The organism is Olivibacter jilunii (genome assembly GCF_900607235.1).
Classification (GTDB): domain Bacteria; phylum Bacteroidota; class Bacteroidia; order Sphingobacteriales; family Sphingobacteriaceae; genus Olivibacter; species Olivibacter oleidegradans.
This window is the reverse complement of sequence record NZ_LR027848.1, coordinates 641,035-665,741: the sequence shown is the minus strand read 5'-3', so window position 1 is coordinate 665,741 and position 24,707 is coordinate 641,035. Positions and strand designations below refer to the sequence as shown.

Sequence of the window (24,707 nt, the reverse complement as noted above, 5' to 3'; positions counted from 1 at the left end):
ACGAGCCTTTAACACATGCGTAAAAAATCATATGTTTGTACTGTTTGAATGATGTAATATAATCGGTTAGATCCTTTTGCTTCCTTAAAGGAAGCGATATTGCGCATCCAAATCTACCGGGTGGTGTCACTAGCACTATCCGGTTTATTCAAAATGCGACGGGCTCATTGGTCTTAAGTTTGGTACGCTATCATCACATTTTTTGTTTAATGGTTAATAATTTGGTTTACTTGTTTGTGCCATAATCTCGCACCACTTACGCTTTTCTCAATACACAATAAGTTTATTTGTCCCGGTTGTTTTATCAATTTTAAACTTCACACCACCCTCCTCTAAAATTGCCAATACTGCGGATAGGCTCTTTTTTCTACTGATTTCACCATAGAAATAAGTATCAGGGACGTCTCCTTTATATACGATTTCGACGTCATACCATCGACTTAGTTGATTCATTGCATCGGTAATTTTCGTCTCATCAAAATAAAAAACTCCTTTTTTCCAAGCGATATAGGGCGCGACATCAACTTTAAGTACAGAAGTCTTTCCGTTATGTACGGTACTCTGCTCCCCTGGCTTTAAAAGGGTAGTCAAAGCGCTCGCTGCATTTTCTTTTGAAGAAACAGCTACCACACTAACTGCTCCTTCCACCAAGGTAGTTTTCACCGCTTCTTCCTTGTTATAGGCTGAAATATTAAATTGTGTGCCCAGAACTTTTGTTATCTGGTGTTCATTTTTCACTATAAAAGGTCGGTATTTATCGGGTTGGATTTCAAAATAGGCTTCCCCCTTTAACTCTACCGTTCTATTTTCTTGGGTAAAATCTGTCGGATATTTTAAGGTACTGGCCGCATTGAGCCAAACATACGATCGGTCGGGTAACACAATCTTATATTGTCCCCCCTTAGGTGTTTCTATCGTATTATAAACTATTTCTGCCTTTTTATCCCCTCGTCTTCCTTGCTTAACAGGATCCGCTACCACTTCATAAATGAGTTGGCCATCAGCTGTTTTTGTGATCTTCATACCGTTCTCTTCTGCTATCGCACCATCTGTGCCCGCATCCAAGTTAATTTTACGCCCGTCTGCGAGCGTTAATATGGCTTTATTCCTCCCTGGATTAATATCATTTTTGTTGGTCAACAAACTTTGTTTAAAGCCTACCGATTCACTTACATACACAAAAGTGCCAATGCTAAACATTAAAAGAAGGATAGCAGCAACCGCAATCCAAGAAATAAAACGGCGTTTTGGATACCGCTTTTCTGTATGCCCGGCACCCATATGAGATACTAATTGGTTCAAGAGCCTATTCTTGATCACCTCTTCCGCATCATAGTTCGCCGATATTTCTGCTAATTTATCATTATGGCTGTTATACCACGCTTCAAAGTCTGCCTTTTCTGAATCTGTCAATAGTCCTCTTTCCCATTTATAGGCCAATTCTTTAATATATGCGTTGGTAAATTTTGCCGCCATTATATACCGTCTTTATTTTATAGTATCAATTCTGGTCTACCAACCTTAGTCTAAAGAGAACTTTTTTTATTCTTGCCCGAAAGCAGCAAGATAGCTTTATAAAAGTTGGTGTAGAGACGTAATAACAACGCTTATTAAAAAGGTTGGATATTGTTTTCCCAGATCGCTCCGAAGGGTTTTGGTAGCTTTTGTTAGATGTGCCTGTACTGTTTTCTCTGAAAGGTTTAGTTTTTCTGCTATTTCTTTGTAGCTCATGCCTTGCTCGCTGCTCATTCGATATATCAACCGGCATTTTTCAGGTAGTTGTTTAACCGCTGTTTCCAAGGTCTCCATTAGTTCCTTTTCAAGGATATACTCATCTACGGAAGACACATCGTAGCCGTATAATTCATATGCTTTCAACTCCACCGTATTTTGTAAGCCTTTTTGGTACTCTTTCGCCAGTATGCGTATAGCTCTATATTTTACTGCTACGGCCAAATAGGTGGCAAGTGTATGTTTTAAGCTGAGATTGTTCCGGCGCTCCCAAACAGATATTAAAACATCCAATACGCACTCTTCTGCTTGCTCCGGAACCGCTAAGCGATTCAATGCAACGTTAAATAGCTTTTTCCAGTAACGCTCAAAGATTTCGCGCATAGCGGCCTGATCGTCTTGCCTTAACAACTCGATCAATTCAGCGTCAGACATTTGCGTATGCATGATCATTATGTTTTAGATTGATACCACAAAAGTTTATGATATTTAAACGGGTCACTCACGGTATAATTGGTTTTATGCTTCGTTAAAATACTTATGCCGAAAATAGAAATTTTTTCCGTCTCTATCTAATTCTTGAACCTCTCCTTTATACTTGCCTGCTAGTTATTCACAACTTAATAGCATATTGCGGCAGAGGAGATCTAGATAGGGGAAGGGGAAGTCAATGGAATTTAATCTAGGAGACTCTCTTTTATAAGAAGGCAAGGTCTGTAGAGCCATCCATGGCCCTTTAACGGTTCCGTATTAATGAAAATAATTTTCTGTGAGTACGCTTATCGCTATTTTATGCAGTAACTAGCTCTTTTATACGTTATCTTTGATAATGTTAAAAGAGCTAGATTGTCGAAAACACCGTTTGACCTCCAACCGTTAGTTTTGTAACCTGCTTTTTATTAATCATTGGTCCAAAACGACTTAAAATATTCGGTTTAATAAATGAGATCGAAACACGCTGCCCACTTAGTTTATTTACCAAACTATCTAAACTCACATCTTTAATGTTCGCTTTGCTAATAAAGAACATGCCTGTCTTGTCTTCTAATTCGATAATATAGTCACCCATTCGTCCTTTATTTATTTTGGTGACTACCGATTCTATCTGCACTGTTTGTGTCCGCTGATCATCAACCGGTTTCAACAAAACATAGAGGATCGCGATAAAGCTCAATGCAATAAGTGTAGTAATTAAACGCCTCATAATTTGCTATTTAATAGTGATACTATTGGTTCATAGCAAGATACGTTTTTTATATGAATATTTGATCTTTTTCTATTCCTCTTTTTCCTTACGACGATCCGATGTCGATTGATCTTCTGCAACTCCGGCTTTCCAATAGGAATATGCATATAACTCTTCTCGCTGCCATTGTTTATCGGAACGAAGATAATTTCTGATAGCTTTCACCGTTGTATATTCTGCCGCTACATAGGCAAAGCGTCGCTGTTCCGGCAAATTTATATGCTGAATCAATTCGGCCAACAAGCTTCCTTTTTGGGGATGATCGTTATGTAGCCAAATCAATTCTAGGTCTGCTTTACTTGTCAAACTTTGTTCGTCATCCTTATCATGTACTTCTAATATACACGTAGCTTTTGTATTTGGAGGTAGTTGTTCTAAAATTGCCGCTAAAACCGGTATTCCCGTGGCATCCCCAACGAGCACGTAATTATCAGTTAATGGAAAAAGTTCTGTCTTTCCATCCCGCATCAAAACACCAAGCACATCTCCTTCTTTAGCGCTGATGGCCCAGGCAGATGCAGGTCCTTCTTCCCCATGTGCCACAAAGTCTATCCATATTTCCTTTGTTTGTAAGTTTATACCCCGGTGCGTATACGTACGTACAACTGGTCGCACATCTTCTTGAGGATGTATCCATTCGCCCTTTTCATAATCAAAGGTTGGAAAGAAGATCTTTTTAACACCTTTAGGAGGTATCAAAATTTTATTATTGACACCTATTGTTGTATTGGCAAATTGCTCAATGTCTTCGCCTGTTAAAAAAACCCGAATATAGTGTGGTGTAATCCATTGCTTTCTCTTTACACGCAGTTCAGTCTGAATTGTCTTTGCTTTCATTTCTTCTCTCTCCTCATGTACTTAGTCTATCCGTGCATTCGTCAGATAACTTGCACAAGACAACCTATTAAGAATAAATCTATGTTTTTCACAAAAGTATTTTTTCTAAGAACTAAATAGTAACGTTATACGGAGAAAAAACAACCCACTCGGGAATATATATACTTATTGACATAAACGAGACTTTTCTCCACTACGAGATACGATAACGAATACAAGCCTATAAGGAAAAAATTCACTAAGTTTAACGAAATTTAGATTAGTTATCCCTTTATACGCTAACAAACAACTGTAATAATGCAGATAAAAGCACACAAAGTACAAAATAAAGAAATCGCTGAGATCGTCTCGGATGAAATTATTTTGAAAACCAAAGATGACGCACTCGATTTAATGGGGAGTTTATACTATCAGGGATTTGAAAAAATTATACTTCATGAGAAAGATATAAGTCCTTCCTTCTTCGATCTAAAGAGTGGTTTTGCCGGAGAGGTTCTACAAAAGTTTTCCAATTATCGTATGCAACTTGCCATTGTGGGAGATTTTGAAAAATATACCAGTAAAGCGCTAAGAGACTTTATATATGAGTGTAATAAGGGAAAATTAGTCAATTTTGTTAGCTCTGTCTCTTTCGCCATCGATTAACATCCCCATCAATATCAGCTTTCTTCATTGGTTTCGAATCAAGGCCCTCGTTTGCTTGATCTCCATTCCATTGTATCCCTACGGAAGTAAGGTTGAACGGAAATGAATGATTTTGAATCGATTTTGATTCTTTAAATGGTTTATCGTATTCGTTATTTGCGGAAAACCATTATATCTAATCAAAAGTCATGAAGAAAACATCGCGCTTTATCTTATCAATTATTTATGTTTTTCTTGCTACTTCTTTGCCGGCACAACAAAAATCTAATGGGTTGAAAGTAAAGGATGGCATTATTACCGTTCCACTGGAAAAGTCTTATTGGCAAAACGATTCAAACCGGGTATCCTACAAAAAAACACAAGATGTGCAAACAATGCATATCCATCCGAAAGCAGGGTTGACTCGCCTAAAGGACTTTGAATTTGCTACCGGAACAATTGAATTTGACTGGCAGCCAATAGATACCATGTTCTCGTCTTTTTACTTCAGATTTCAGAGCAACGAAGCATCTGAATGTGTGTACCTTCGCACACCAAGAGCAGGTAATCCGTTGGCAATGGATGCCCTGCAATATGCTCCTTTTCTAAAAGGTGTCAATCTATGGGATATGTTGGCACATTACCAAGCACCTGCTAATTTCTCGAAAAGAAAGTGGAATCACATTAAATTGGTTATTTCGGAAAAGCAGATGCAAATATACCTGAATGATCAAACCAAACCGGTTCTTTGGGTCCCTCAACTGGAAGGAGATGTTTCGCGTGGAACGCTGGCGTTTGACGGAGAATCGATTATTGCTAACTTAAAGGTTAAACCCGGTTCGATTGAAGGACTTGCAAATACACCAGGGATCGATCCAACTGCTAATGATCCGCGTTATATCCGCCATTGGCAACTTATTGAACCGATCGATTTTCCATATGGCCGGGAACCAAAGAGTGATGATTTTCCAAAATCGGACAACAAGTGGATATCAATTAACACTGAACGTCGAGGACTCGTAAACTTAACAAGGCTTTATGGCGTAAATCCCAACAGGCGCCTCATTTGGTTAAAAACGAAAATTACGTCGGACAACGATCAACAGAAATGGATGGATTTCGGATTCAGTGATGAAGTATGGGTACTGATCAATGGTCGTTATATCTATGTAGACAAGAATTATTACGCTCACCCCATTATGAAAGCTCCTTTTGGCAGATGTTCGATAGAAAACAGTGCTATTAATTTACCTTTACAAAAAGGAGATAACGAAATACTTATTGGGGTAGCCAATAGTTTTTATGGCTGGGGTATCATCGCTCGCCTTCGCGATTTAAATGGAATCACTTCTTTAGGAGAAAATACGTTATAAATAACCTAAGTCAATTTGCGATCGGTTTGCTTTCGTATCGATCGCAAATTGTGAAAATGATATGTAATGTTATCCGGTAAAATCTTTTACATTAGCATACAACATATCGATTTCTTACATGGTTATAGCTCCGATGGATTCTGTTGATTTAGCACCGGTAACATCTTTACAACAAGATGGTTGGTCTGATATACGAGTCGCCTTTTCTCGTTATATAGAGGAACCTTTTTCATATCCGATAAAGGTTGACATGGACAACCAATTGGCGGGCGTTGGCGCTACTATTATTCATGGTGACGTCGCCTGGCTGGGTCATATTATTGTGAGCCCTGAATACCGAGGTAAAGGTTTGGGTAAACTGATTACCGAAACATTAGTCAATATTGCCAAAGAATATAATTGCCAAACCATTTATTTGTTGGCCACAGCGCTTGGTGCACCGGTATATGAAAAAGTTGGTTTTGTAACGGAAACGGAATACATGATTTTTACCGATATTAATTTTCCACAGGAAACGCTTGAAACGAGCCATATTCAACCTTATAAAGAAGATTTCAGGCAGGGAATTTCGAAACTTGATCAAGAAACATCTGCCGAAAACCGCTTATTTTATTTAGAAAAATTTCTCAAAGATGCGCTTGTTTACTTAGAGGAAAATGAAATTGAAGGATACTATATACCAACTTTAGAAAACGGACCTATTATAGCCAAAACCGAAAGGGCTGGATTAGCACTTACCAAATTACATTTAAGAAACCATCATCAATTAATCTTTCCAAAAGAAAATAGGTGTTTACTCCATTTTTTATCCACCTACGGATATGTGGCAAATTCTTCCTGTAAAAGAATGCGTTTTGGAGAACTAAAACCAACGAAAATGGCGTTTATCTATAATCGCATTGCGGGGTACCTGGGTTAAACCATTTTCCTTTCCCTCTCCCTCTCTTGTCCAAAGCGCCTTGTTAAAAACTGTTAATTAATTGTAAATCAGCTGATAAATTCTTTATATCGCAATAAAGAACGACTATGCGTTTTACATTTACGATCATTTTTGTTTTTTGCTTCACTATTCTATATGCCCGGAACAATCCTACGATAATATTAGACAGTGTCGAAAAATCGGTAACTATAGATAGCACCAAGTCCAATAGAATAATTCTATTGGATGAAATCAATATTACGGCTAAGAAAGACTATTCAATGGATTCCATATATTTTCGAAAACAATATGCATCCGTTTTCAATGCCAACAAGCCTTATTGGAAAGATCTATTCTCATCCAAAAACTACTTCGATAATACGCCATTACCCTACAACAGAGCAGCCAGCAGTACAGCGTCTATTGTCAGTATAAATTTGCTTTCATTAGTGAATCTTGTCGGAAAGAACAAAAGCCCTATAACCAAGCTTCAAAAGATTCTCTTACAAGAAGAGCGAGAAAAATACTTAGATCACGTTTTTTCGTCGGAAAAAGTGCAAAAAATAACAGGACTTCAGGGCGATTCACTTTTTCTTTTCATTCAACGTTATCGACCTAATAAAGAAGAATTAACTAAAATGTCTGAATATGATATACTTACCCACATTAAAGAATCTTTTAAAGATTACCGGGCGCCTCGCAAATAATAAAAAGTTTCATAAGTCTATTCTCTCGTATGTACTAGCCTGCATAGGTTGTCTAACTGCCTGTCAACAAAATAGCGAAAGGAAACCGGAAAGCAAATCCGGTTTTAATTTATATTCAAATGAAGTAAAAGACACGTTTTCCATCTATATTCAAAAGCCTTTGGAATATGAAGAAAAGGCTAAATCAACATATCCATTGGTTGTCGTAACCGATGCCAATTTTTATTTTCCTATGCTGGCTCCTATTGTCCACCAATTTGAACAGACAGGCCTAATGAAACCCATCATTCTAGTTGGAGTTGGTTATGATTCGTTGGAGAAAATGGATTCCCTGCGGGTACGCGATTTTCTATATCCGCATTCCATTGCTTCTGACGAAATGCAAGCTGAAGGAGGAGCCAGGAGATTCCAAGCCTTTCTTGCGAACGAATTATTGCCGGGATTAGCAGATTCTCTAAGACTAAATACTGATAAAGTGCTATTAGGCCATTCCTTTGGTGGTTACTTCTCCTTATTAACTTACTTTGAACAGGTGCGAAGTGGAGCAAGCAATTTTAATAAGTTTGTTTCGGCGAGTCCAACTATTTGGTACAATGATTTCTATTTAAACCGCCTGACGGACAGTTTGAAAAATAACGGAAAGCAGGACAGCACAGCTATCTATTTAAGCGTAGGTGGGTTAGAGGATTCTGTTTGGTATGTAAAACCAGCCGAAGTGATGGCAGAAAAACTAAGTTCAGATGCTGTAAAAAACCTCGATTGCACCTCAATAACCTATCGAGAAATGGATCATATGGATGTCGGTCTTTTCTCATTTATACATGCACTTAAAAACTGGTATAAACAGGATTAATAAATGTTTATTGATAATGTGATCTACAATGAAAAGACATCAATCTTCCTCATCTTCTAAATGGTTATCTTCTTCCCATTGCTTGGTAATTTCTTCAGTTGATACTTGATTGATATTCTTTAGGGTTTCATATTTTTCCTCAATCAGCTGAATAATTGGTAATACATGCTGAATGTTTTGATCATTTAAGTGGTCAAAGTCGCTATGCTTAAACTCAAACTTTTCTCCTTCTGTAAATATTTCTTCTACTTCGTGAAGCTCACCGCTTACAGCAAGTTGCCGGAGACTTTGATTTAACCCTTTGTAGGCTTCTTCCAAATGATAAATTGCCCGTAATAAATTCTTTCTATATTCCTGGATATAACGCTTACTCATAGGTTATTGATAACGTGTTTTTATTCAAAATAACCGTTATCTAATTTTATGCCAAATCAGTACACAGAAGTTCTATCTCCAAAAACGTGAAAAAAGGATGGCAAATAGGCTGAGCTCCTAGAATGGTATCCGATCATCCAGAGAATATTTCAATTTTTAAAGAATAATACTTATCTTTCCTACTACGGCATTTTAATAGGTAAAAGTATATTTCCTAAGTTTGACTGCAAATGCAACTCTTGCCCTCAGCATCCTTAAAAAGCTTGGTAAAGCATTATCTTTTTCTTGAAGCAAAAGGTAACTATTTACATCATCTTCGTTTGTTTCCCGATGGGAATCCGGGTATTGTTTTGTGCGAAGAAGGAAAGCTATTTATCAACAATCATCCAACTTATCAACATGATCTTCCGGCAAGCTTCCTTTACGGAAAGGTTGAAAAATTTGAAGATCTTATCTGTCACGGTTCCTTAAAACTCACCATAATTGTATTACAACCCTATGTAACCTATCGATTTTTAGACAACTCGCTGGATAAAACTATCCTCGATTTAACTGATATTTTAGGAAACACAGCTTCAGACTTATTATCAACAATGAAGGCCACTGCCGGTATCTATGAAAAAATTGAAGTGCTTGAGCCTTTTCTCATGAAGTCGTTTTTTGACATACTGTATGCCATCCCGCCGGTTGTACCTGCAACTATTTCACATGTGATTAAAAAAAGAGGCTTATTGAGTGTTGATGAAATGGTAAAATTTTCAGGATATGAAAAACGCCAATTAGAACGGATTTTTAATCACACAACAGGGATGACACCCAAACGTTTTGCCAATTTAATCAAACTACATTTCTTTTTAAGCGATATCAGAAAAACATCAACAAAAACCAAGCTAAGTCAAGTAGCCTATGGGGCCGGTTATTATGATCAGTCTCACCTGATTCGCGAATTTAAGAAGATCACGGGATTGACACCTTCGTCTTATTTTAAAACACGTAATAAACTTGCTGTTAATTTCTTACAACTGTAATGAGATGTCGATTCTGTACAATTTTATTCCGTATAGCAGTACTACCTTTGTAAAAAAGAAACATGAACAATATAACCATTGCTACTGCACAATTTGAGCACAGAAGTGCTGATAAAGAATATAATTTGTCTGTGATAGATCGTTTATCCAAAGAAGCCTCTATGAAAGGTGCAAAGGCCATTACTTTTCACGAGTGTTCAATTACAGGGTATACCTTTGCAAGAAATTTATCTTTAGCGGAAATGCTTGAATTAGCAGAACCGATCCCAGATGGCTATTCCATACAAAAATTAACCGAAATAGCTTCTCGAAATAATATAAGCATATTAGCAGGCTTATTTGAAAAAGACAGTGAAGATAACTTGTTTAAAGCTTATGTATGCGTTGATAAAAATGGCCTCGTTGCTAAGTACAGGAAACTACACCCATTTATCAACCCACATTTAAAACCAGGAAATGAATATTGTATATTCGAGTTGGACGGTTGGAAATGTGGTATATTAATCTGTTATGATAATAATATCATAGAAAACGTGCGGGCAACTCGTTTATTGGGCGCCCAAATTATTTTCATGCCGCACGTAACCATGTGTACGCCCTCACCACGTCCGGGAGCGGGTTTTGTTGATCCCAAGCTATGGAAAAATAGAAAAGAAGATCCAACCAGTTTAAGAATAGAATTCAATGGTATGAAAGGACGTGAATGGCTGATGAAATGGCTTCCTGCCAGAGCCTATGACAACGGTGTATACTGCGTTTTCTCAAACGCCATTGGCATGGATGATGACCAACTTAAAAATGGTTGCTCCATGATCCTAGATCCATTCGGCGATATACTTAATGAATGTCGTACAATGGATGATGAAATGGTTACGGCCGTTTTAACGCCTCAGAAATTACAAGATGCCGGTGGCAACCGTTATATTAAAGCTCGTAGGCCGGAAATATATAGCTCCATCTTAAGTACATCCAACGAAAGTAAGCAAGAAGTATCTTGGTTAACTGAAAAAAATAAGAATTCAAATCTCAATTTTAATACCGTTGGATTAACGTAGATCCTTAAACAATAAAAGTCCTTGCTTTCGCAAGGACTTTTATCCTCTTTGCTCACGCCTGTATCAGCAAGAAGTAAATAGAAGTGATTTACCCCTTCAAAAGCTTTTCCAAATAAGCAATCTTTTCCTTCTCCGCTTCCAACAGCCGTTCGTACAGTTTTTTATTCTCTTCGTACGCTTCAACCAATTTGTCTAAAGGATTGAATGTACAATTCGTAGCACTAAAAGTTCCGTTACTGTTGCTAAAGCTATTGTCATTAAAAGTATTAAAATAATTGATCACATTATCCTCGTCAAAATTCTCTATCGCCTCGGGAGTTACGCCTAAAATTTCTGCTACCTGTGCCAACAACTCACTTTCGATAGTATCTTTCTTTTCCATTGCCGAAACTGCCTGCTGGCTCATTCCAAGCTCAATGGCTAAAGCTTCCTGCTTCATTCCACGAAGCTCACGGACACGGCTTATTTTTGGACCAATACGATTCGGTTTTTGTGTTGCGCTCATAGCCCAAAGATAGCAATTTTAACAAATGTAATAAAGAGGCCTATTCGGTAAATTACAATACATCGCTGGTAAAATACCCTGAACTCTGGTTCGGTACGACGATACTATTAGGGAAATTTGGTAGTATAACACCAACGACTATGATGGAATCAAACGCAATCAGCCTCTGGCAGACGGATTATCCAAGTTCCCTTTATCCCCATGAATATGCCGATCCCATAGGGGTTGTCAAACAGGTCTTTGACCAGTACACGTTAAAGCAAATACAGATAGCACTATGGAACTGGCTCCCTTTTCAAATGACAGATGAAATCACACCAACACCAGAACAACGGTTTTCCCTTTTCCGATTAGGTAACCAATTAGACAGATTGATTGACGCAGCGTGGGTTTTGGTTAACCAGCATAAAGAAATAACCTATCAAGCCGATCCAAATTTGAAGGATCTGATCGCTTCAGATAGCCTTTCTTTTCTTTCATTGGAAGAGGCAAGAAATCCTATCAAAACGATGAGAAAACTTTTCAAAGGATCTAAACTCCATCGATGGAAGACAATTGCGGTATACGATAGACAACTAGCTTTATTGGATCCTTTTTTCTGGATGCACGGTAATTCAATGGATCTTAGGGAATTTGGTGAGTACGTTAATCTAAACACTTTAGCGGAAGTAACCTATCTATTGGCAGGAAGTATTGATAATCTTAAAACCGATTACCATTGGTCTTTGGATACATCCAAAATAGCTAATCCCATTAATTGGGGTATGGGTTATTTCAAAACAAAAGAAATAAAGGACGTTCTAAACAGTCTTGCTTTTCTGTACCACATTAAGAGATGGTCACAGGAATGGCACCCATCCGCTGCATTTCAATTAATGCAGCATTATGGTGATTTATATAAGCTTGTGCATTTAGCCCATTACCTAACTATCAATGTTGACTTCCTTTCACCGGATCACAATTCTGCACGGATAATTGACGCTCTTAAAAAGAAATTCAGGAAAATTTCCATCGGCAAAACAGCACGGTTCCTAACCGACTGTATTTCGCTTTCTTGGACTTTTAGGCACGTATCCGAACGCCTAGAACCGGATGAAAAAGAATTAAAACACGTAGAAAACATCCTGCATCTAACCTCAAATTATTTCATATATCACATTTAACCCTAACAACCATGGAAAAATTTACAGGAAAAGAAAGCTTTCTTTCCTCGTATGAAAGCTCTATTTACAATATCCGCAGTTCGCTGAAATTTATAAAAACGACCCATCACTACCGACTTTTCCTTCAAAATCTATATAGAGTGGTCATTAGCCCAGAACGGTGGCCGGAAGAAACGCTGCCCACCCTACAGAATAATTTTGAAGAATTATTATTTGCACTGGATGCCGCATGGTTGGAACATGAACACCAGTTACAGATCGAGGCACGTTATGGTAGCGGAGATGAAGAATTTAAGGTAGACGTTCTGCAACCTTCTTTTTCAGATTATACGATAGATCAATATTACCCACAGTTACAGGAAAGCACATGGCCAGTTGAACGGAACCATCGTTTTAAAGGCGAAATCCAATTTCTGAATCAGGATGAGATTCGCTCGTCAAAAGCATTCCATAGAAAATTCTTTGGACGGAGGAGTCAGGGCGATTGGAAACGTTACCTTACCCTCTGGATGGAGAGCGCACTTGATGATAGAAGCATTATTGAAGCTCACGGATTTTCCCCGGCAGAAATATATGAGGACTATCTTGATCTTGTTAAGTTAATGGAAATCGTTTGGCTGGTAGAAAAACAGGAAAGAGAACTTCTTTACCACGAATTGGTTCCGTGGTTCGATATGAATAATTACCCCTATATGGGTACTATCGAAAGCACTTTTAATCCCTACAGCGATTTATATGGTTTCTTTCATTACACCTCGCTTATGGCATATAAAAGAGACCTTGGCCGATGGATGAAACTTGTATTTGAACGGGAAAAAATATGGGAAGGAACACCAGCGGATCTGATTGACCTGTTTAAAACTCTTGTACACATGACAGACTGTCTTTGGCTAATAAGGCAATTAAGCCCGAATTACCCTAAAAGCTGGAACAACACGAATACAACCTATTCTTTTCAGCATGCCCCAATACCAAAAGAGAATTATCGCTATAAGTTAGAAGCGGAAATAATTAAAAATCCAGAAAATTATCTGCGTGAGTTTTTCAACCTATACGATCTCCAGTTTTGTTTCCATATTCTTTTTGAATCGCTTACGGCAGCTTTGGGACATGAAGAACCTTATCCTTTTGATAAAAAGGAAATAACAAGCTTTCATGCCAATCTAGTAAAATTGCTGGAAGCGGGATATCTGGTACAGGCAAAGAAATATCCAAACAGGCAACATTGAGAGCATGATTAAATTTTATAGCTATGGGCACAATTCCAGCAGAAGTCCTTCAGGAGGCAAACCTGATCACCGCACGCTTGGTAAATACGCTGTTGATAGAACAGATATACCTGAATGATATAGTTGAGGATGATAAAGCATATTGGGAACTCATTATCCTCATTCCCAATTCGAGTACCCAACACATTACCGAAGCCCGTCCATTGGTTAGAATGGTAATGACGCTTCATATTCAGTTCAGATACCGCTTATTCTATTTTCACGACGTGAAAGCCGGACTCAAACAGGGCAGCATGGTGTTTTTTTCCATCTGCCAACCTGATATGCTGGTATATATCAATCCCGAAAGTGATATTCCCCTTTTTAATAATAAAACCACCTTTCAAAAGGTATACAACAGGGCAATCATTGAGCAGGGAAAAGAAAGAAACAAAATACGCTCGTTCAGGGAGGGAATGGATTTTTACTTTGAAAAGGGAAACGACCAGCTCTGCGCATTGATGTTACATCAGGTTTTTGAGTTATGCTACCGATTTGCCGAGCTTGCGCTCATAGGAAAAGAAAAGATATCCCATTCTTTGCGTAACCACCACAAATTCCTGCTCCCTTATATTCCCGAACTTAAAACGCTTTTCAACGAGGAGGACGAAAAAGAAATGTCCATACTTTTCATTTTAGATGAAGCCTATCTTACCGTTCGTTATGAAAACAGCTACCAGATTTCAAAAGATGAATTATCCTATCTGATACAGAAATCGCTTGACCTGCAACAAATAGTAGACGAAAATTCAAGACTGGCGCAAAAACAGTTCGAAGTGCGTTTCGGAAATTACAAAGAGGAAGAGCAACAATCGGAACCATCAAGTGAACAGGAGGTTGCAACCTCTGAAAAATTTATTTCTAGTCCAACAATTGAACCATTAAAACCCTTATGTATCATGGAAAAGATCATTGAAAAAATAACAAGGGAGGTAGGTACCATTCGCATTTATTGTATGGGAAAAAGCTCACGATCCTTCTCTCACGATAGTTATTACATGGAAACAACAGAAAAAACTTCCGAGGATCGTCTCTATTTATTAGTAATTACCAAAGACGAACAGCCGAACGATATTTACCGGATACAGAGCTATATCAATCAGGATAAAAATGTGGACGCAAAAGTCGTGTTACTTTTTCACAGCATGGCATCTATTACCAAAGCACTGGAAAACGGCAATCCTTTCTTTCAAAGGGTAATAACGACTGGGGAACAGGTATTTATAAACAAAGATCTATCCGAAATATGGCAAATACCCACTGAAGAAAAAAAGGCCGAAGTGAACCTTGAAACAAAAAAAATGAACTGGTGGAAACGGAGGCGGAAAATTATCGCATTTATAGAATCAGCCTCTAATCTTACCTATGATGATAATGAAGATGTTGAGTTATGTATGCTTGCACTTGCGCTTGAGCAGATATGTCTGGCTTATATCGAAACCTTTTTGGATTATAAGCCTAATCTGCAAAGTCTTTCACATCTCTATAACCTTTGCGACTATATCAGCGAAAAGGCGAATGAATTTTTTCCAAGAATTACCGAAGAGGATATTAGGTTGTTCGGATTGTTATCACAGGGACTGCACAATTTGAGGTTCCGTTCTTCTCTGTTTTATCATCCCACGGATGTGGCTATTTTGCATAGAAGGTGTGAATATTGGTTGGAGTTTGTCACGGAGGAAGTTGAGAGTTATCTCAAAGAACAGCAATAAAACATGGATTGATTTGTAGGTATCTCATTATTTGAATGTTTTTATTGTTACTAGAAGAAGACTTTAACTCTTCAATCCTTCGTCTGAAGACCCCGTGCCAATTTGCTTTATAATAGATACAGCTGAATTCAAAGCGTTATAATCAGGAAAATTGTTTGATATATCTTTATTGCTTCCAGAAGGCAATAGCTGCCCCCCCTTATCTATAAGTTCACTAATAGATCGTATGGCTAACTTTATCCTTTCCTTTACTTCTGGATCGTCAGGATTGTAATGCCCATTATGGATATTGGCTGCCTCAGCATCTAATACATCAGCTAGCATTTTCTTATTGGCTTTTACCAAGTCATCCATTAATTCATTTTTTAGTTTGAGACTTTTTGCATGCTCTTCAAATATGCTTGACTCGGCCCACTTTCTTCTTATAACTGCTGCTGCATTACACAATTTTGCTATTAGCATTATACTGCTACCTATCGATAGAATTAACCAGATTGATCCGGGTTGACCATTTAATATTTTAACTTTCGAGTCTTCATTACTTTCATTCACTGGTATTTCAATACCTTTTTTTAGAAGTTCTGAATATTTTATAAGATCATCGAATGAATTTGTTTCTGGCAATTTTACTCTTAAAATAGCATCTGAGTTTGGTGTGGTATTATCATAATATGCTTTCAAGCCTAGTATTGCAGATCTCAAATTGGATATAGCTTTCTCTAGCTCCACCTTTTCATTCACACTTAATACAACTGACGGCTCCGGAATCGTAAATGCTTTTGACTCTTTTATTGAGTCTGTAAAATGTTGTAAATAAGGAACCTTGTCCAGTTCTCTTATTACTTGTCTAAAATTAAAATAATCTTTGACTATATATCGTGATTCGTTAGACGACCTATTATTATCTAGGAACGTTAATTCTAAATGTTCTAAAAAATAAGAAGCTGAATTAGTAAGTTCTCCTAGGTTCATGTCGCTATAGTTGTTCGGAGGGCAATATACCATATTTACACTTTATATAAAACAAAAGCGTTACTCTATCTTCTTATTTTGATATTTCTGTGTTATTATAAATATTTCTTTTTTTTACTATTGGATGAAGGCTCCATTTAAATCGTATATTCTAGCTAGCCGTTCATTGGCTAGAAAATTTTTACGATCTTTAAATAAATAATGTTTTCTCCGAAAACATCTCAATAAAAACTTAGTAAATCTAAATACATGTCACCGCAAGAAACAAACATGCAAGAATATGAAAGGTTACAATACGATTTTCTTGCAAGGGCAGAGAAAATGTTCGGATCAAAAACAAACTATAGATATTTAGGGTTATTTTACCACAATTTTCCCCCGAGGGTGGTTTTTTGCGGTAGGTCATTAGAAACTGAAGAATGCTCTTTCAAAATTTTCCTAAATGGCAAAGGCGCTATAAACGATAAAAAAGATGGTATTTTTCAGTTGGCACATGAAGTTGTACACTTACTTTCACCTGTCGAACTAGTTAAGGGCAACGAAATAAATTATTTAGAGGAAGGAATGGCTACTTTCTTCTCAAAACTGATTTTGGAAGAAATAACGGGAGATAAAGAGTTTTTTGATTTCGCTATTGAAAAGCATGAAAAGTATTTAAAAGCGTATAAGCTTTATCTCAGTCTAATAGAGGTTGATATATCGGCCGTGAAAAAATTACGTGAGTCGACACCAGTGATAGCTAAAATTACTTCTGAAGATTTCAAGATAGCAAATTTGAAAGTTGATAATGACCTTATCAATTCGCTGCTGACAAAATTTGGAGATTAGCTCTTATTAATATTTAAAGATTTTTTTTAGCTGGAAAGAGAGACTTTTTACCTATAAAAAATATAACAGGCAAATTTTGGTTCAATTTACTGTTTCCCGTAATATACTCACAATTAATATACCTAAATTGCATCGCAAAAATAGTTTGACCTTAACAATAAATAGCAATATATCCCTGAATTCTTATGGCCGATATTACCATAACTTTTAATTTTTATTCTCTTTTATTTAAGCCTAGAAAGCAACATAGTGACTTGAATTCTGTAGAGATACTTCGCAAGGTACTTCATTATGTGACACCAGTCAACTTGGAAAATAAAGCATATCTTGTTGATAGATATAAAAATAGAGAAAATTCAAGTCCCAGGGAATTGTTCATCGACTCCGTTACCTTCGATCATGTAGAACGACGTTATAAATGTAGGATGGGAGTAATTAGAGAAGGTAAAACTCCGATGCTAAAACCTTATGATAGTTACCAGCTTGTTTCGTTGGATGAGATGAAAAAAAAATATGGAGACCTGGTAGAAGTAACCCATTTTTATATTGACATCAGTAAAAACAAACCATATCTCTGTTGTGAATACAATTTTTATGGACCCCGTTACACCGATATTGAGTTTTATCTAAGAAACGTAGCGCATAATGTTCTCGAATTAGCTAAGGAGACCAAGTTGGAAATTCATCTCGATGTCTCTTTAGACAAACTATTAAACGACTTGAAAGATGTATTTAGCTTCGAATTAAAAATGGAACCGTCTGGTTTAGAATTGATAGAACCAAATTTAAAAAATCACTATTTCACTGGTCTTAGTTCATTTGGAAGATTGCTTAGCACGCGTGCAATCAATATTAAAGCTTTTTTCGATGTATTTGAAGGAAACAAATTGGTAAAAACCGACAATGAAGGAACCAGTCTCGTCAAAAAACTTCTAAGAAGTATAAAAAATCAGGATACTGATATGAATGCTTTCAAAAATTTTATATTAGAATATACTACAGATCAGTCAGATGATATACAATATATTAATTTAATAAAAAACCAAAAAGGATTTGAAATAAGCATAGATAAAATGTTTCTAAACAGCAATAAACGTTGGTATGAGTTAGTCAAGCCAGAAATTGATAATTTTATTAACGGGTTATGAAAAGAGTACTAGACTTTTATTTTAGATTTCCCATTTTAATGGACTACTTGGTAGGGTTTAGTCTATTATGTCTTGTTCATTACTGTGTGAAAAATTGTATTCTAGAAATACCGAAGGAAGAGTCTATTCTAAACTATGCGTCCGAAACAACAACTATTCTTCTGACCTTAGCTGGATTCATTCTAACTTTTCTAACGGTGTTAATAACTTTTAAAACAGGTAAAGTAGAAGAAAGCGAAAATATCACCTTGATGGAGAAATTTTGTAACTCTTCTCTATATAAAGACACTACTACGCTATTGAAGAATGGTATTAAATCATTAATTTTTATAACTCTAGTTATTTACATTCTCCGATTTGTGAACATTTTCGGTATTTGGTTATTATACTACTGCATAATACTTGGCGTTGCTGTACTGTTGTTAACTATTCTCCGGGCATTGTTTATCCTAGATAATATATTAGATTTTCACACCGAAAACCATAGACAGCATTAATTCTTCATGATGCTGATAAAAGGCCAAAAAAAACGATGGTTTTCCTTCTAACCAAGATATAAGATATTTACACAGCTAATAATTTCAAAATATAACGCCTCATTTTGATGAACAGGCTGATAATGATATCTTTATACAACTTATTATAAATAATACAAAGCATCTATTTTTGTCCGCATATTGTCCAGAAAACAAAATAACCTACTGAAAATCAGTAGGTTATTTTGTTAAAAGTCGGGATGGCCGGATTTGAACCGACGACCTCCAGCACCCCATGCTGGCGCGATACCGGGCTACGCTACATCCCGAATTTTAGGATGACAAACTTATAGAAAAAATCTGTAAATCACAATTTTTTACCAAGCACATATTATTCGCTGAATATTGCTTTATCAAATACCGTTATTTATTCTAATTACTCCTGCGAACGTTAGCCCATTAATCATAAGAAATAAATGACAAAAATTGTATAAAAAAGAAATTGAAATATGTCAGATATTACATTTTGCCGTAAATCTATCGTATTTTTATCGTAAATTCATCGTAAAATATACGATGGATTTACGACTCTTTATCGATCAATTTACGATGTATTTGAATATTATTCTATAATCTATATAATTTCTGTCTTTCTTTTACTTCATAATAGGTAGATCGCTAGACATAAGGCTTTAGGCAGTAAGCTCTAGGCAAACTATTTAACGACTCCACTTTTTATAAGGCTTTAGGCAATAAGCAATAAGCTCTAGGCAGATTGTTTAACGACTCAGCTTTTTACGCTTTAACTTACTTATAAGTATTAAACATTGTACATTTGAAAGAAAAAAATAGAGATGCCAAGTGCTACCGTAAACTTCTTTACTGAAGAAATTAAATACACTATAAAAAACAAACTGCTATTAAAACAATGGATAAAGGATGCTATTGCTAATGAAGGTTTAAAACCCGGTGAAATAAGCTTCATCTTTTGCTCGGACGAATATTTGCATAAGATAAATGTGGAGTATCTTAATCACGATACCTATACCGATATTATAACCTTTGATAATAGCGATGACGAAAACGTAATCGCAGGTGATATATTCATCAGTATTGATAGAATCAAGGAAAACGCAAAAAGCTTTTTAGTAAAAGAAATCGATGAGCTGCATCGCGTTATTATTCATGGTATTTTACACCTATGTGGCTATTTAGATAAGAAACCTGTTGATAAAAAGCGAATGACAGAAAAAGAAAATGAATATCTATCTAAACGGTCATTTGTATAAAAACAAAAGGGATTCATAAATAAATGAATCCCTTTGTCCTGCATTGTATGTCTATTTTTTTAATCTCTGGAGCGAAATAAGATGCTTGCATAATATACCAGCGTTGCCAGTGAAGATAGAGCAGCTACCACATAAGTCATGGCAGCCCACCAAAGGGCATTTTTCGCACCATCATGTTCCTCTCTGCTTGCCATTATTCCTTTGTTTGTTTCCAGCCAAGCTAAAGCCCTATTGGAAGCATCAAACTCCACAGGCAGGGTTACGAAACTGAATAAGGTAACCAATGCTAAAGCAGCAACACCTACCGCTAGTACAATAATATTACCTGCAAAAAAAACTAACATAACACCAATCATCAAAGTCCAGGATGTTAGCGTAGAAGCTACATTGACTACCGGCACCATTGCTGAACGAAATTGTAACCATGCATATGCCTTTGCATGCTGCACGGCATGACCACATTCGTGCGCAGCCACAGCGGCCGCGGCAACACTTCGTCCACTATATACTTCCGGACTCAAATTCACTGTTTTATCCGCCGGGTTATAATGATCGGTTAATCGTCCTTCCACCGAAACTACCTTAACATCATAAATATTATTGTCATGTAACATCTTCTCCGCAATATCCTTACCTGACATGCCACTGCTTAATGGTGTTTCGGAATGTTCTTTAAACTTACTCTTGAATCGCCATTGAACAATAAAACTAACGATTGCAATACCTATTAATAACAAATACTCTGTTCCCATTTTTTTATCAACTATATATTACTTCCCTCAAACTGCATACCGACATTTACTTTTTCCGGCCTTCTACCTAAGATATGCATTTTTCTCCTAAATTTACGACAAAAAGATTAAAATAGCATTAAAAAAGCTGACCTTACCTGACATTATATCAAGAAGATAAGTAAAAAACTGACAATTTATCCGAGGTCGGTTGATAAATAAACCCGCACTAAAAGGACACATAGGAAAGAGCACTAAAAAACCGAGGCTACCTGAATCAATTTTTCTGTCTAAATTTGTACAAAACAATTAACAATGGAAAATCTGCTGATCGTTATTCTACTCATAGTCTTACTTTTCTTTTTATATAAACTGACGCAACGAACCAATCAATCGGGTAATGATAATATACCCGGCTTCCAGGGAGAACGCGACGATCTCCTTGTAAAAATTGCGAAAGCAGAACAGAAAGCGGAGAACTACCGCGTGGAAAATGAACGCTTGTTGAATGAGGTTAAAACCGAGCGTGAAAAAGCTGCAGCAGCCGAGCGAACCATTGAAAGCTTAAATGCCTATTTTGAATCGCAACAAGAAAAATTGAATGAACAGAAATTAGAAATAGCAACCATGAAAAGCCAGTTCAATAAGGAGTTCGAATTGATTGCTAATAAAATTCTGGAAGAAAAAACACTTCGATTTACGGAAACAAATCACAAGACCATCAACCAACTTTTAGATCCTTTAAAACAGAATATCAAAAGCTTCGAAGAGAAAGTCGATAAGACTTATAGCCATGAAGCTGCGGAGCGAAACTCCCTTAAAGGGGTCGTTATGCAATTAATGGAGCAAAGCCAGCTAATTAAGGATGAGGCTATTAATTTAACAAGAGCCCTAAAAGGCGATCAGAAGAAACAGGGGAATTGGGGAGAAGTGGTTCTAGAACGAGTATTAGAACGATCGGGTCTTACCAGAGATAGCGAATATCGTTTACAGGCTAGTTTTCAAACTGAAGACGGTAAACGTCTGCAACCCGATGTGATCATTGATCTACCGGAAGAAAAACACCTCGTAATTGATGCAAAAGTTTCACTGGTTGCCTACGAGAGATGGGTAAATGCAGCGGATAATGATGATGAGCGCGAATTGTTTGCTAAACAACATATACAATCTATCAAAAATCATGTTACGGAGCTTTCCCGCAAAAATTATCAGGATTTATACAAAATCACGTCACCCGATTTTGTTTTGCTATTTATGCCCATTGAATCTGCTTTCAGTATGTCAATTACGATTGATAGCGAACTATTTAGCGATGCATGGGATAAACGTGTCGTAATTGTAAGCCCGTCAACGCTACTAGCCACCCTTCGAACCATAGCCAGTATTTGGAAACAAGAGCGACAAACACGTAATGTCATGGAAATAGCAAGAGAAGCCGGCGCACTCTATGATAAATTCGTTGGTTTTACCGAAGACATGGATAAGATTGACAAACAGATAACCATATTAGCAAGGACACATGAAGATGCCCGCAAGAAACTAGAAACCGGTAAAGGTAACGTCATATCTAAAGTAGAAAAGCTAAAAAAACTGGGCGCAAAAGCAAGCAAACAAATAGATATAAGTTTATTTGATGAGGAGGAACTCACTGAAGACTAGCCGGTTTCACGTGAAACCGGCTAGTCTTCAGTGAGTAAGGAAGCAAGTTAACCGGTGAAGAATTTGCAGTTTACCGATTATAATTTATTTACCGGTTAACCGCTACCTGTTAACTAATTAAATGCGTTCCATCCCTGCGCAGTAATTGGGTATAGATTTCCGCTTTTTGATATTAAATTACATCCAGCGTTCTCTTCCATTATATACCCAATTACGCTGATATCCAGATCACCTTTTATCTTTTCATAATCGCTCTGCTTAATGGTAAATAGCAGCTCGTAATCCTCCCCTCCACTAAGTGCGCAGACCGTAGGATCCAATCCGAACTCGCGCGCTGTGTCATAGGTCATTTGATCAATAGGGATTTTTTCTTCGTATAATCTGCAGCCTTTTGATGATTGTTTACATAGGTGCAAAACTTCGGAGGCTAATCCGTCAGATACGTCAATCATCGACGTTGGCTTAATTTGAAGTTCCTTAAGCAATTGAACGACATCACGTCGCGCTTCCGGCTTTAATTGCCTTTCTACAATATAATCCTTTCCTTCCAGATCGGGCTGAATGTTTGGATTCTCTAAAAATATTTGCTTCTCCCGTTCTAATAACTGAAGACCGACATAAGCCCCTCCCAAATCGCCGGACACACAAATCAAATCACCTTCCTCTGCCCCATTTCTATAGGTTACAGCGGAAGAATCAGCATAACCTATACTCGTCACGCTAATAACTAATCCCTGCTTGGAAGCGGATGTATCTCCTCCTACCAAGTCCACATTGTACTTCTTACATGCTAGAATAGCTCCTGCGTATAACTCCTCAACTGCTTCTAAAGGAAACTTGCTCGATAAGCCGATAGAAAAGGTTATTTGAGTGGCAATGCCATTCATCGCGAAAATATCACTTAAGTTTACTTGTACCGCTTTATATCCCAAATGCTTAAGCGGAACATATCTTAAGTCAAAATGTACACCTTCCAATAATAAATCGGTTGAAATAAGTGTCTGTTTTCCTCCATGCTGAATAACCGCAGCGTCGTCTCCTATGCCTTTTACGGTTGATTCTTCCTTTATTTCAATTGATTTATTAATCAGGTCAATGAGGCCAAACTCGCCCAGTTTATCTAAACCGGTATTCTCTTTGTTATCAAACATGTAGAATTAATATAGTATGTATTTCTAATTTAGAGTCCGAATTGTGCAGATATATCCAACATACGCTCAATTGGCTTCCTTGCTCTGTTTATCACGTCCAGTGGCAAATCTATTTCCGGTAATTCAAACCTCATAGCGTTATAAAGCTTTTCTAAGGTGTTCAGCTTCATATGCGGGCAATCGTTGCATGCACATGCATTATTAGGAGGAGCGGGTATAAAGGTCTTCTGTGGATTAGCTTTCTGCATTTGATGAATAATACCCGATTCGGTCGCAACAATGTAGGTACTAGCTGGGTCTTTTATGGTATAGTTTAATAAACCGGTGGTCGATCCAATATAATCAGCCTGCCTTAAAATATGTTCCTCACACTCGGGGTGTGCAATAAATTTCGCATCAGGAAACTGCAATCGTAAACGATCAATTTTCTCTTGCGAAAATATTTCGTGTACCATACATGCACCGTTCCAAAGAACAAGGTCTCGGCCGGTTTTCTTTTTTACATAGTCGCCTAAGTTTTTGTCAGGTCCGAAAATAATCTTTTGATCTTTCGGCAGGCTTTCAACGATTTGTACGGCATTGGATGATGTACACACAATATCGCTAAGTGCTTTCAACTCGGCTGTGCAGTTGACATAGGTAATGACAAGGTGATCGGGGTATTGCTCTTTAAACTTCGCAAACAAATGGGGTGGACAACTATCTGATAAGCTGCAGCCTGCCTTAAGATCCGGTAGCAACACTTTCTTTGTGGGTGATAGAATTTTAGCTGTTTCAGCCATAAAATGAACACCGGCGAAAACGATTATAGCAGCATCTGTTTTTGCAGCCTCTTGAGAAAGCCCCAAGCTATCCCCAATATAATCAGCGATATCTTGAATTTCAGCATCCTGATAATAATGTGCTAAAATAACTGCGTTCTTTTCCTTTTTAAGCCTGTTGATCTCTTGAACTAAATCCAGTCGAGGGTCAATTGCTTCATCGATATAGCCTTTAGCAGTCAGTTGTTCAGTATAGTTTTCCATTTTCTTAGCCTAAGCATAGTTCACTTATACAA

24 protein-coding genes and 1 tRNA gene are annotated in these 24,707 nt (G+C 37.2%); 14 read left to right on the top strand and 11 right to left on the bottom strand.

What is annotated here, in order from left to right:
- Nucleotides 1-267: 267 nt before the first annotated feature.
- The 4 genes from E0E36_RS02890 to E0E36_RS02875 all read right to left on the bottom strand — a co-directional run bounded on the left by E0E36_RS02890 (nucleotide 268) and on the right by E0E36_RS02875 (nucleotide 3,814).
- Complete coding sequence (locus E0E36_RS02890) at nucleotides 268-1,476, bottom strand: FecR family protein (RefSeq protein WP_130854651.1); 1,209 nt, start codon at nucleotides 1,474-1,476, stop codon at nucleotides 268-270.
- A gap of 96 nt (nucleotides 1,477-1,572) precedes the next feature.
- A complete protein-coding gene (locus E0E36_RS02885) occupies nucleotides 1,573-2,178 on the bottom strand; it encodes an RNA polymerase sigma-70 factor (RefSeq protein ID WP_165446903.1) in 606 nt (201 codons plus the stop codon).
- Nucleotides 2,179-2,572: 394 nt separating this feature from the next.
- Nucleotides 2,573-2,935 carry a hypothetical protein gene (locus tag E0E36_RS02880; RefSeq protein ID WP_130854649.1) on the bottom strand — a complete coding sequence of 121 codons (363 nt, stop codon included), beginning with the start codon at nucleotides 2,933-2,935 and terminating at the stop codon, nucleotides 2,573-2,575.
- Between the two features lie 72 nt (nucleotides 2,936-3,007).
- Nucleotides 3,008-3,814 carry a siderophore-interacting protein gene (locus E0E36_RS02875; RefSeq protein ID WP_130854648.1) on the bottom strand — a complete coding sequence of 269 codons (807 nt, stop codon included), beginning with the start codon at nucleotides 3,812-3,814 and terminating at the stop codon, nucleotides 3,008-3,010.
- A 297-nt stretch (nucleotides 3,815-4,111) separates the two neighbouring features.
- Between E0E36_RS02875 and E0E36_RS02870 the strand changes: the two genes are divergently transcribed.
- The 5 genes from E0E36_RS02870 (at nucleotide 4,112) to E0E36_RS02850 (ending at nucleotide 8,290) form a co-directional block, all read left to right on the top strand.
- A complete protein-coding gene (locus E0E36_RS02870; RefSeq protein ID WP_013664576.1) occupies nucleotides 4,112-4,459 on the top strand; it encodes a DUF4180 domain-containing protein in 348 nt (115 codons plus the stop codon).
- Nucleotides 4,460-4,647: 188 nt separating this feature from the next.
- Nucleotides 4,648-5,811, top strand: coding sequence for a hypothetical protein (locus E0E36_RS02865; RefSeq protein WP_130854647.1), 1,164 nt, complete (start codon nucleotides 4,648-4,650; stop codon nucleotides 5,809-5,811).
- A 118-nt stretch (nucleotides 5,812-5,929) separates the two neighbouring features.
- Nucleotides 5,930-6,730 (top strand): GNAT family N-acetyltransferase, encoded by an 801-nt coding sequence (locus E0E36_RS02860; protein WP_130854646.1) that lies wholly within the window; start codon nucleotides 5,930-5,932, stop codon nucleotides 6,728-6,730.
- Between the two features lie 107 nt (nucleotides 6,731-6,837).
- Nucleotides 6,838-7,437, top strand: a complete 600-nt coding sequence (locus tag E0E36_RS02855; protein WP_130854645.1) for a hypothetical protein — start codon at nucleotides 6,838-6,840, stop codon at nucleotides 7,435-7,437.
- The gene (locus E0E36_RS02850; RefSeq protein WP_130854644.1) at nucleotides 7,379-8,290 is read left to right on the top strand and encodes an alpha/beta hydrolase; all 912 of its coding nucleotides are present in this window, start codon (nucleotides 7,379-7,381) and stop codon (nucleotides 8,288-8,290) included. The genes E0E36_RS02855 and E0E36_RS02850 overlap by 59 nt, the downstream gene beginning before the upstream one ends.
- 39 nt (nucleotides 8,291-8,329) lie before the next feature.
- Here the strand turns inward: E0E36_RS02850 and E0E36_RS02845 are convergent, their stop codons facing one another.
- On the bottom strand, nucleotides 8,330-8,665 hold the full coding sequence (locus tag E0E36_RS02845; RefSeq protein ID WP_013664580.1) for a hypothetical protein: 336 nt from the start codon (nucleotides 8,663-8,665) through the stop codon (nucleotides 8,330-8,332).
- A gap of 230 nt (nucleotides 8,666-8,895) precedes the next feature.
- On the opposite strand from E0E36_RS02845, the gene E0E36_RS02840 reads away from it, so the two are divergent.
- Nucleotides 8,896-9,693 carry a helix-turn-helix domain-containing protein gene (locus E0E36_RS02840; RefSeq protein ID WP_130854643.1) on the top strand — a complete coding sequence of 266 codons (798 nt, stop codon included), beginning with the start codon at nucleotides 8,896-8,898 and terminating at the stop codon, nucleotides 9,691-9,693.
- A 62-nt stretch (nucleotides 9,694-9,755) separates the two neighbouring features.
- On the top strand, nucleotides 9,756-10,748 hold the full coding sequence (locus E0E36_RS02835; RefSeq protein ID WP_130854642.1) for a nitrilase family protein: 993 nt from the start codon (nucleotides 9,756-9,758) through the stop codon (nucleotides 10,746-10,748).
- Nucleotides 10,749-10,836: 88 nt separating this feature from the next.
- Here E0E36_RS02835 and E0E36_RS02830 read toward each other — a convergent pair whose 3' ends face one another.
- Nucleotides 10,837-11,253, bottom strand: coding sequence for a helix-turn-helix domain-containing protein (locus tag E0E36_RS02830; protein ID WP_130854641.1), 417 nt, complete (start codon nucleotides 11,251-11,253; stop codon nucleotides 10,837-10,839).
- A 140-nt stretch (nucleotides 11,254-11,393) separates the two neighbouring features.
- Between E0E36_RS02830 and E0E36_RS02825 the strand changes: the two genes are divergently transcribed.
- The 3 genes from E0E36_RS02825 to E0E36_RS02815 are packed head-to-tail and all read left to right on the top strand — an operon-like array spanning nucleotide 11,394 to nucleotide 15,396.
- On the top strand, nucleotides 11,394-12,416 hold the full coding sequence (locus E0E36_RS02825; protein ID WP_130854640.1) for a hypothetical protein: 1,023 nt from the start codon (nucleotides 11,394-11,396) through the stop codon (nucleotides 12,414-12,416).
- 11 nt (nucleotides 12,417-12,427) lie between these two features.
- Nucleotides 12,428-13,645 (top strand): hypothetical protein, encoded by a 1,218-nt coding sequence (locus E0E36_RS02820; RefSeq protein ID WP_130854639.1) that lies wholly within the window; start codon nucleotides 12,428-12,430, stop codon nucleotides 13,643-13,645.
- A 23-nt stretch (nucleotides 13,646-13,668) separates the two neighbouring features.
- Nucleotides 13,669-15,396: a HEPN domain-containing protein gene (locus E0E36_RS02815; protein WP_130854638.1), complete on the top strand. Its 1,728-nt coding sequence runs from the start codon at nucleotides 13,669-13,671 to the stop codon at nucleotides 15,394-15,396.
- Between the two features lie 63 nt (nucleotides 15,397-15,459).
- Here E0E36_RS02815 and E0E36_RS02810 read toward each other — a convergent pair whose 3' ends face one another.
- Complete coding sequence (locus E0E36_RS02810) at nucleotides 15,460-16,368, bottom strand: hypothetical protein (protein WP_130854637.1); 909 nt, start codon at nucleotides 16,366-16,368, stop codon at nucleotides 15,460-15,462.
- Between the two features lie 249 nt (nucleotides 16,369-16,617).
- Here E0E36_RS02810 and E0E36_RS02805 point away from each other — a divergent pair, with 249 nt between their 5' ends.
- Complete coding sequence (locus tag E0E36_RS02805; RefSeq protein WP_130854636.1) at nucleotides 16,618-17,196, top strand: hypothetical protein; 579 nt, start codon at nucleotides 16,618-16,620, stop codon at nucleotides 17,194-17,196.
- Between the two features lie 185 nt (nucleotides 17,197-17,381).
- On the top strand, nucleotides 17,382-18,344 hold the full coding sequence (locus E0E36_RS02800; protein ID WP_130854635.1) for a hypothetical protein: 963 nt from the start codon (nucleotides 17,382-17,384) through the stop codon (nucleotides 18,342-18,344).
- Between the two features lie 731 nt (nucleotides 18,345-19,075).
- Here the strand turns inward: E0E36_RS02800 and E0E36_RS02795 are convergent.
- Nucleotides 19,076-19,149, bottom strand: a tRNA-Pro gene (locus E0E36_RS02795).
- A 525-nt stretch (nucleotides 19,150-19,674) separates the two neighbouring features.
- Between E0E36_RS02795 and ybeY the strand changes: the two genes are divergently transcribed.
- Nucleotides 19,675-20,109, top strand: coding sequence for an rRNA maturation RNase YbeY (gene ybeY / locus E0E36_RS02790; protein ID WP_130854634.1), 435 nt, complete (start codon nucleotides 19,675-19,677; stop codon nucleotides 20,107-20,109).
- A gap of 59 nt (nucleotides 20,110-20,168) precedes the next feature.
- Here the strand turns inward: ybeY and E0E36_RS02785 are convergent, their stop codons facing one another.
- Nucleotides 20,169-20,861: a zinc metallopeptidase gene (locus E0E36_RS02785; protein WP_013664584.1), complete on the bottom strand. Its 693-nt coding sequence runs from the start codon at nucleotides 20,859-20,861 to the stop codon at nucleotides 20,169-20,171.
- 294 nt (nucleotides 20,862-21,155) lie between these two features.
- On the opposite strand from E0E36_RS02785, the gene E0E36_RS02780 reads away from it, so the two are divergent.
- Nucleotides 21,156-22,499 (top strand): DNA recombination protein RmuC, encoded by a 1,344-nt coding sequence (locus E0E36_RS02780; RefSeq protein ID WP_130854633.1) that lies wholly within the window; start codon nucleotides 21,156-21,158, stop codon nucleotides 22,497-22,499.
- Nucleotides 22,500-22,612: 113 nt separating this feature from the next.
- Here the strand turns inward: E0E36_RS02780 and thiL are convergent, their stop codons facing one another.
- On the bottom strand, nucleotides 22,613-23,650 hold the full coding sequence (gene thiL / locus E0E36_RS02775) for a thiamine-phosphate kinase (protein ID WP_130854632.1): 1,038 nt from the start codon (nucleotides 23,648-23,650) through the stop codon (nucleotides 22,613-22,615).
- Between the two features lie 29 nt (nucleotides 23,651-23,679).
- A complete protein-coding gene (gene nadA / locus E0E36_RS02770) occupies nucleotides 23,680-24,675 on the bottom strand; it encodes a quinolinate synthase NadA (protein WP_130854631.1) in 996 nt (331 codons plus the stop codon).
- Nucleotides 24,676-24,707: the final 32 nt, after the last annotated feature.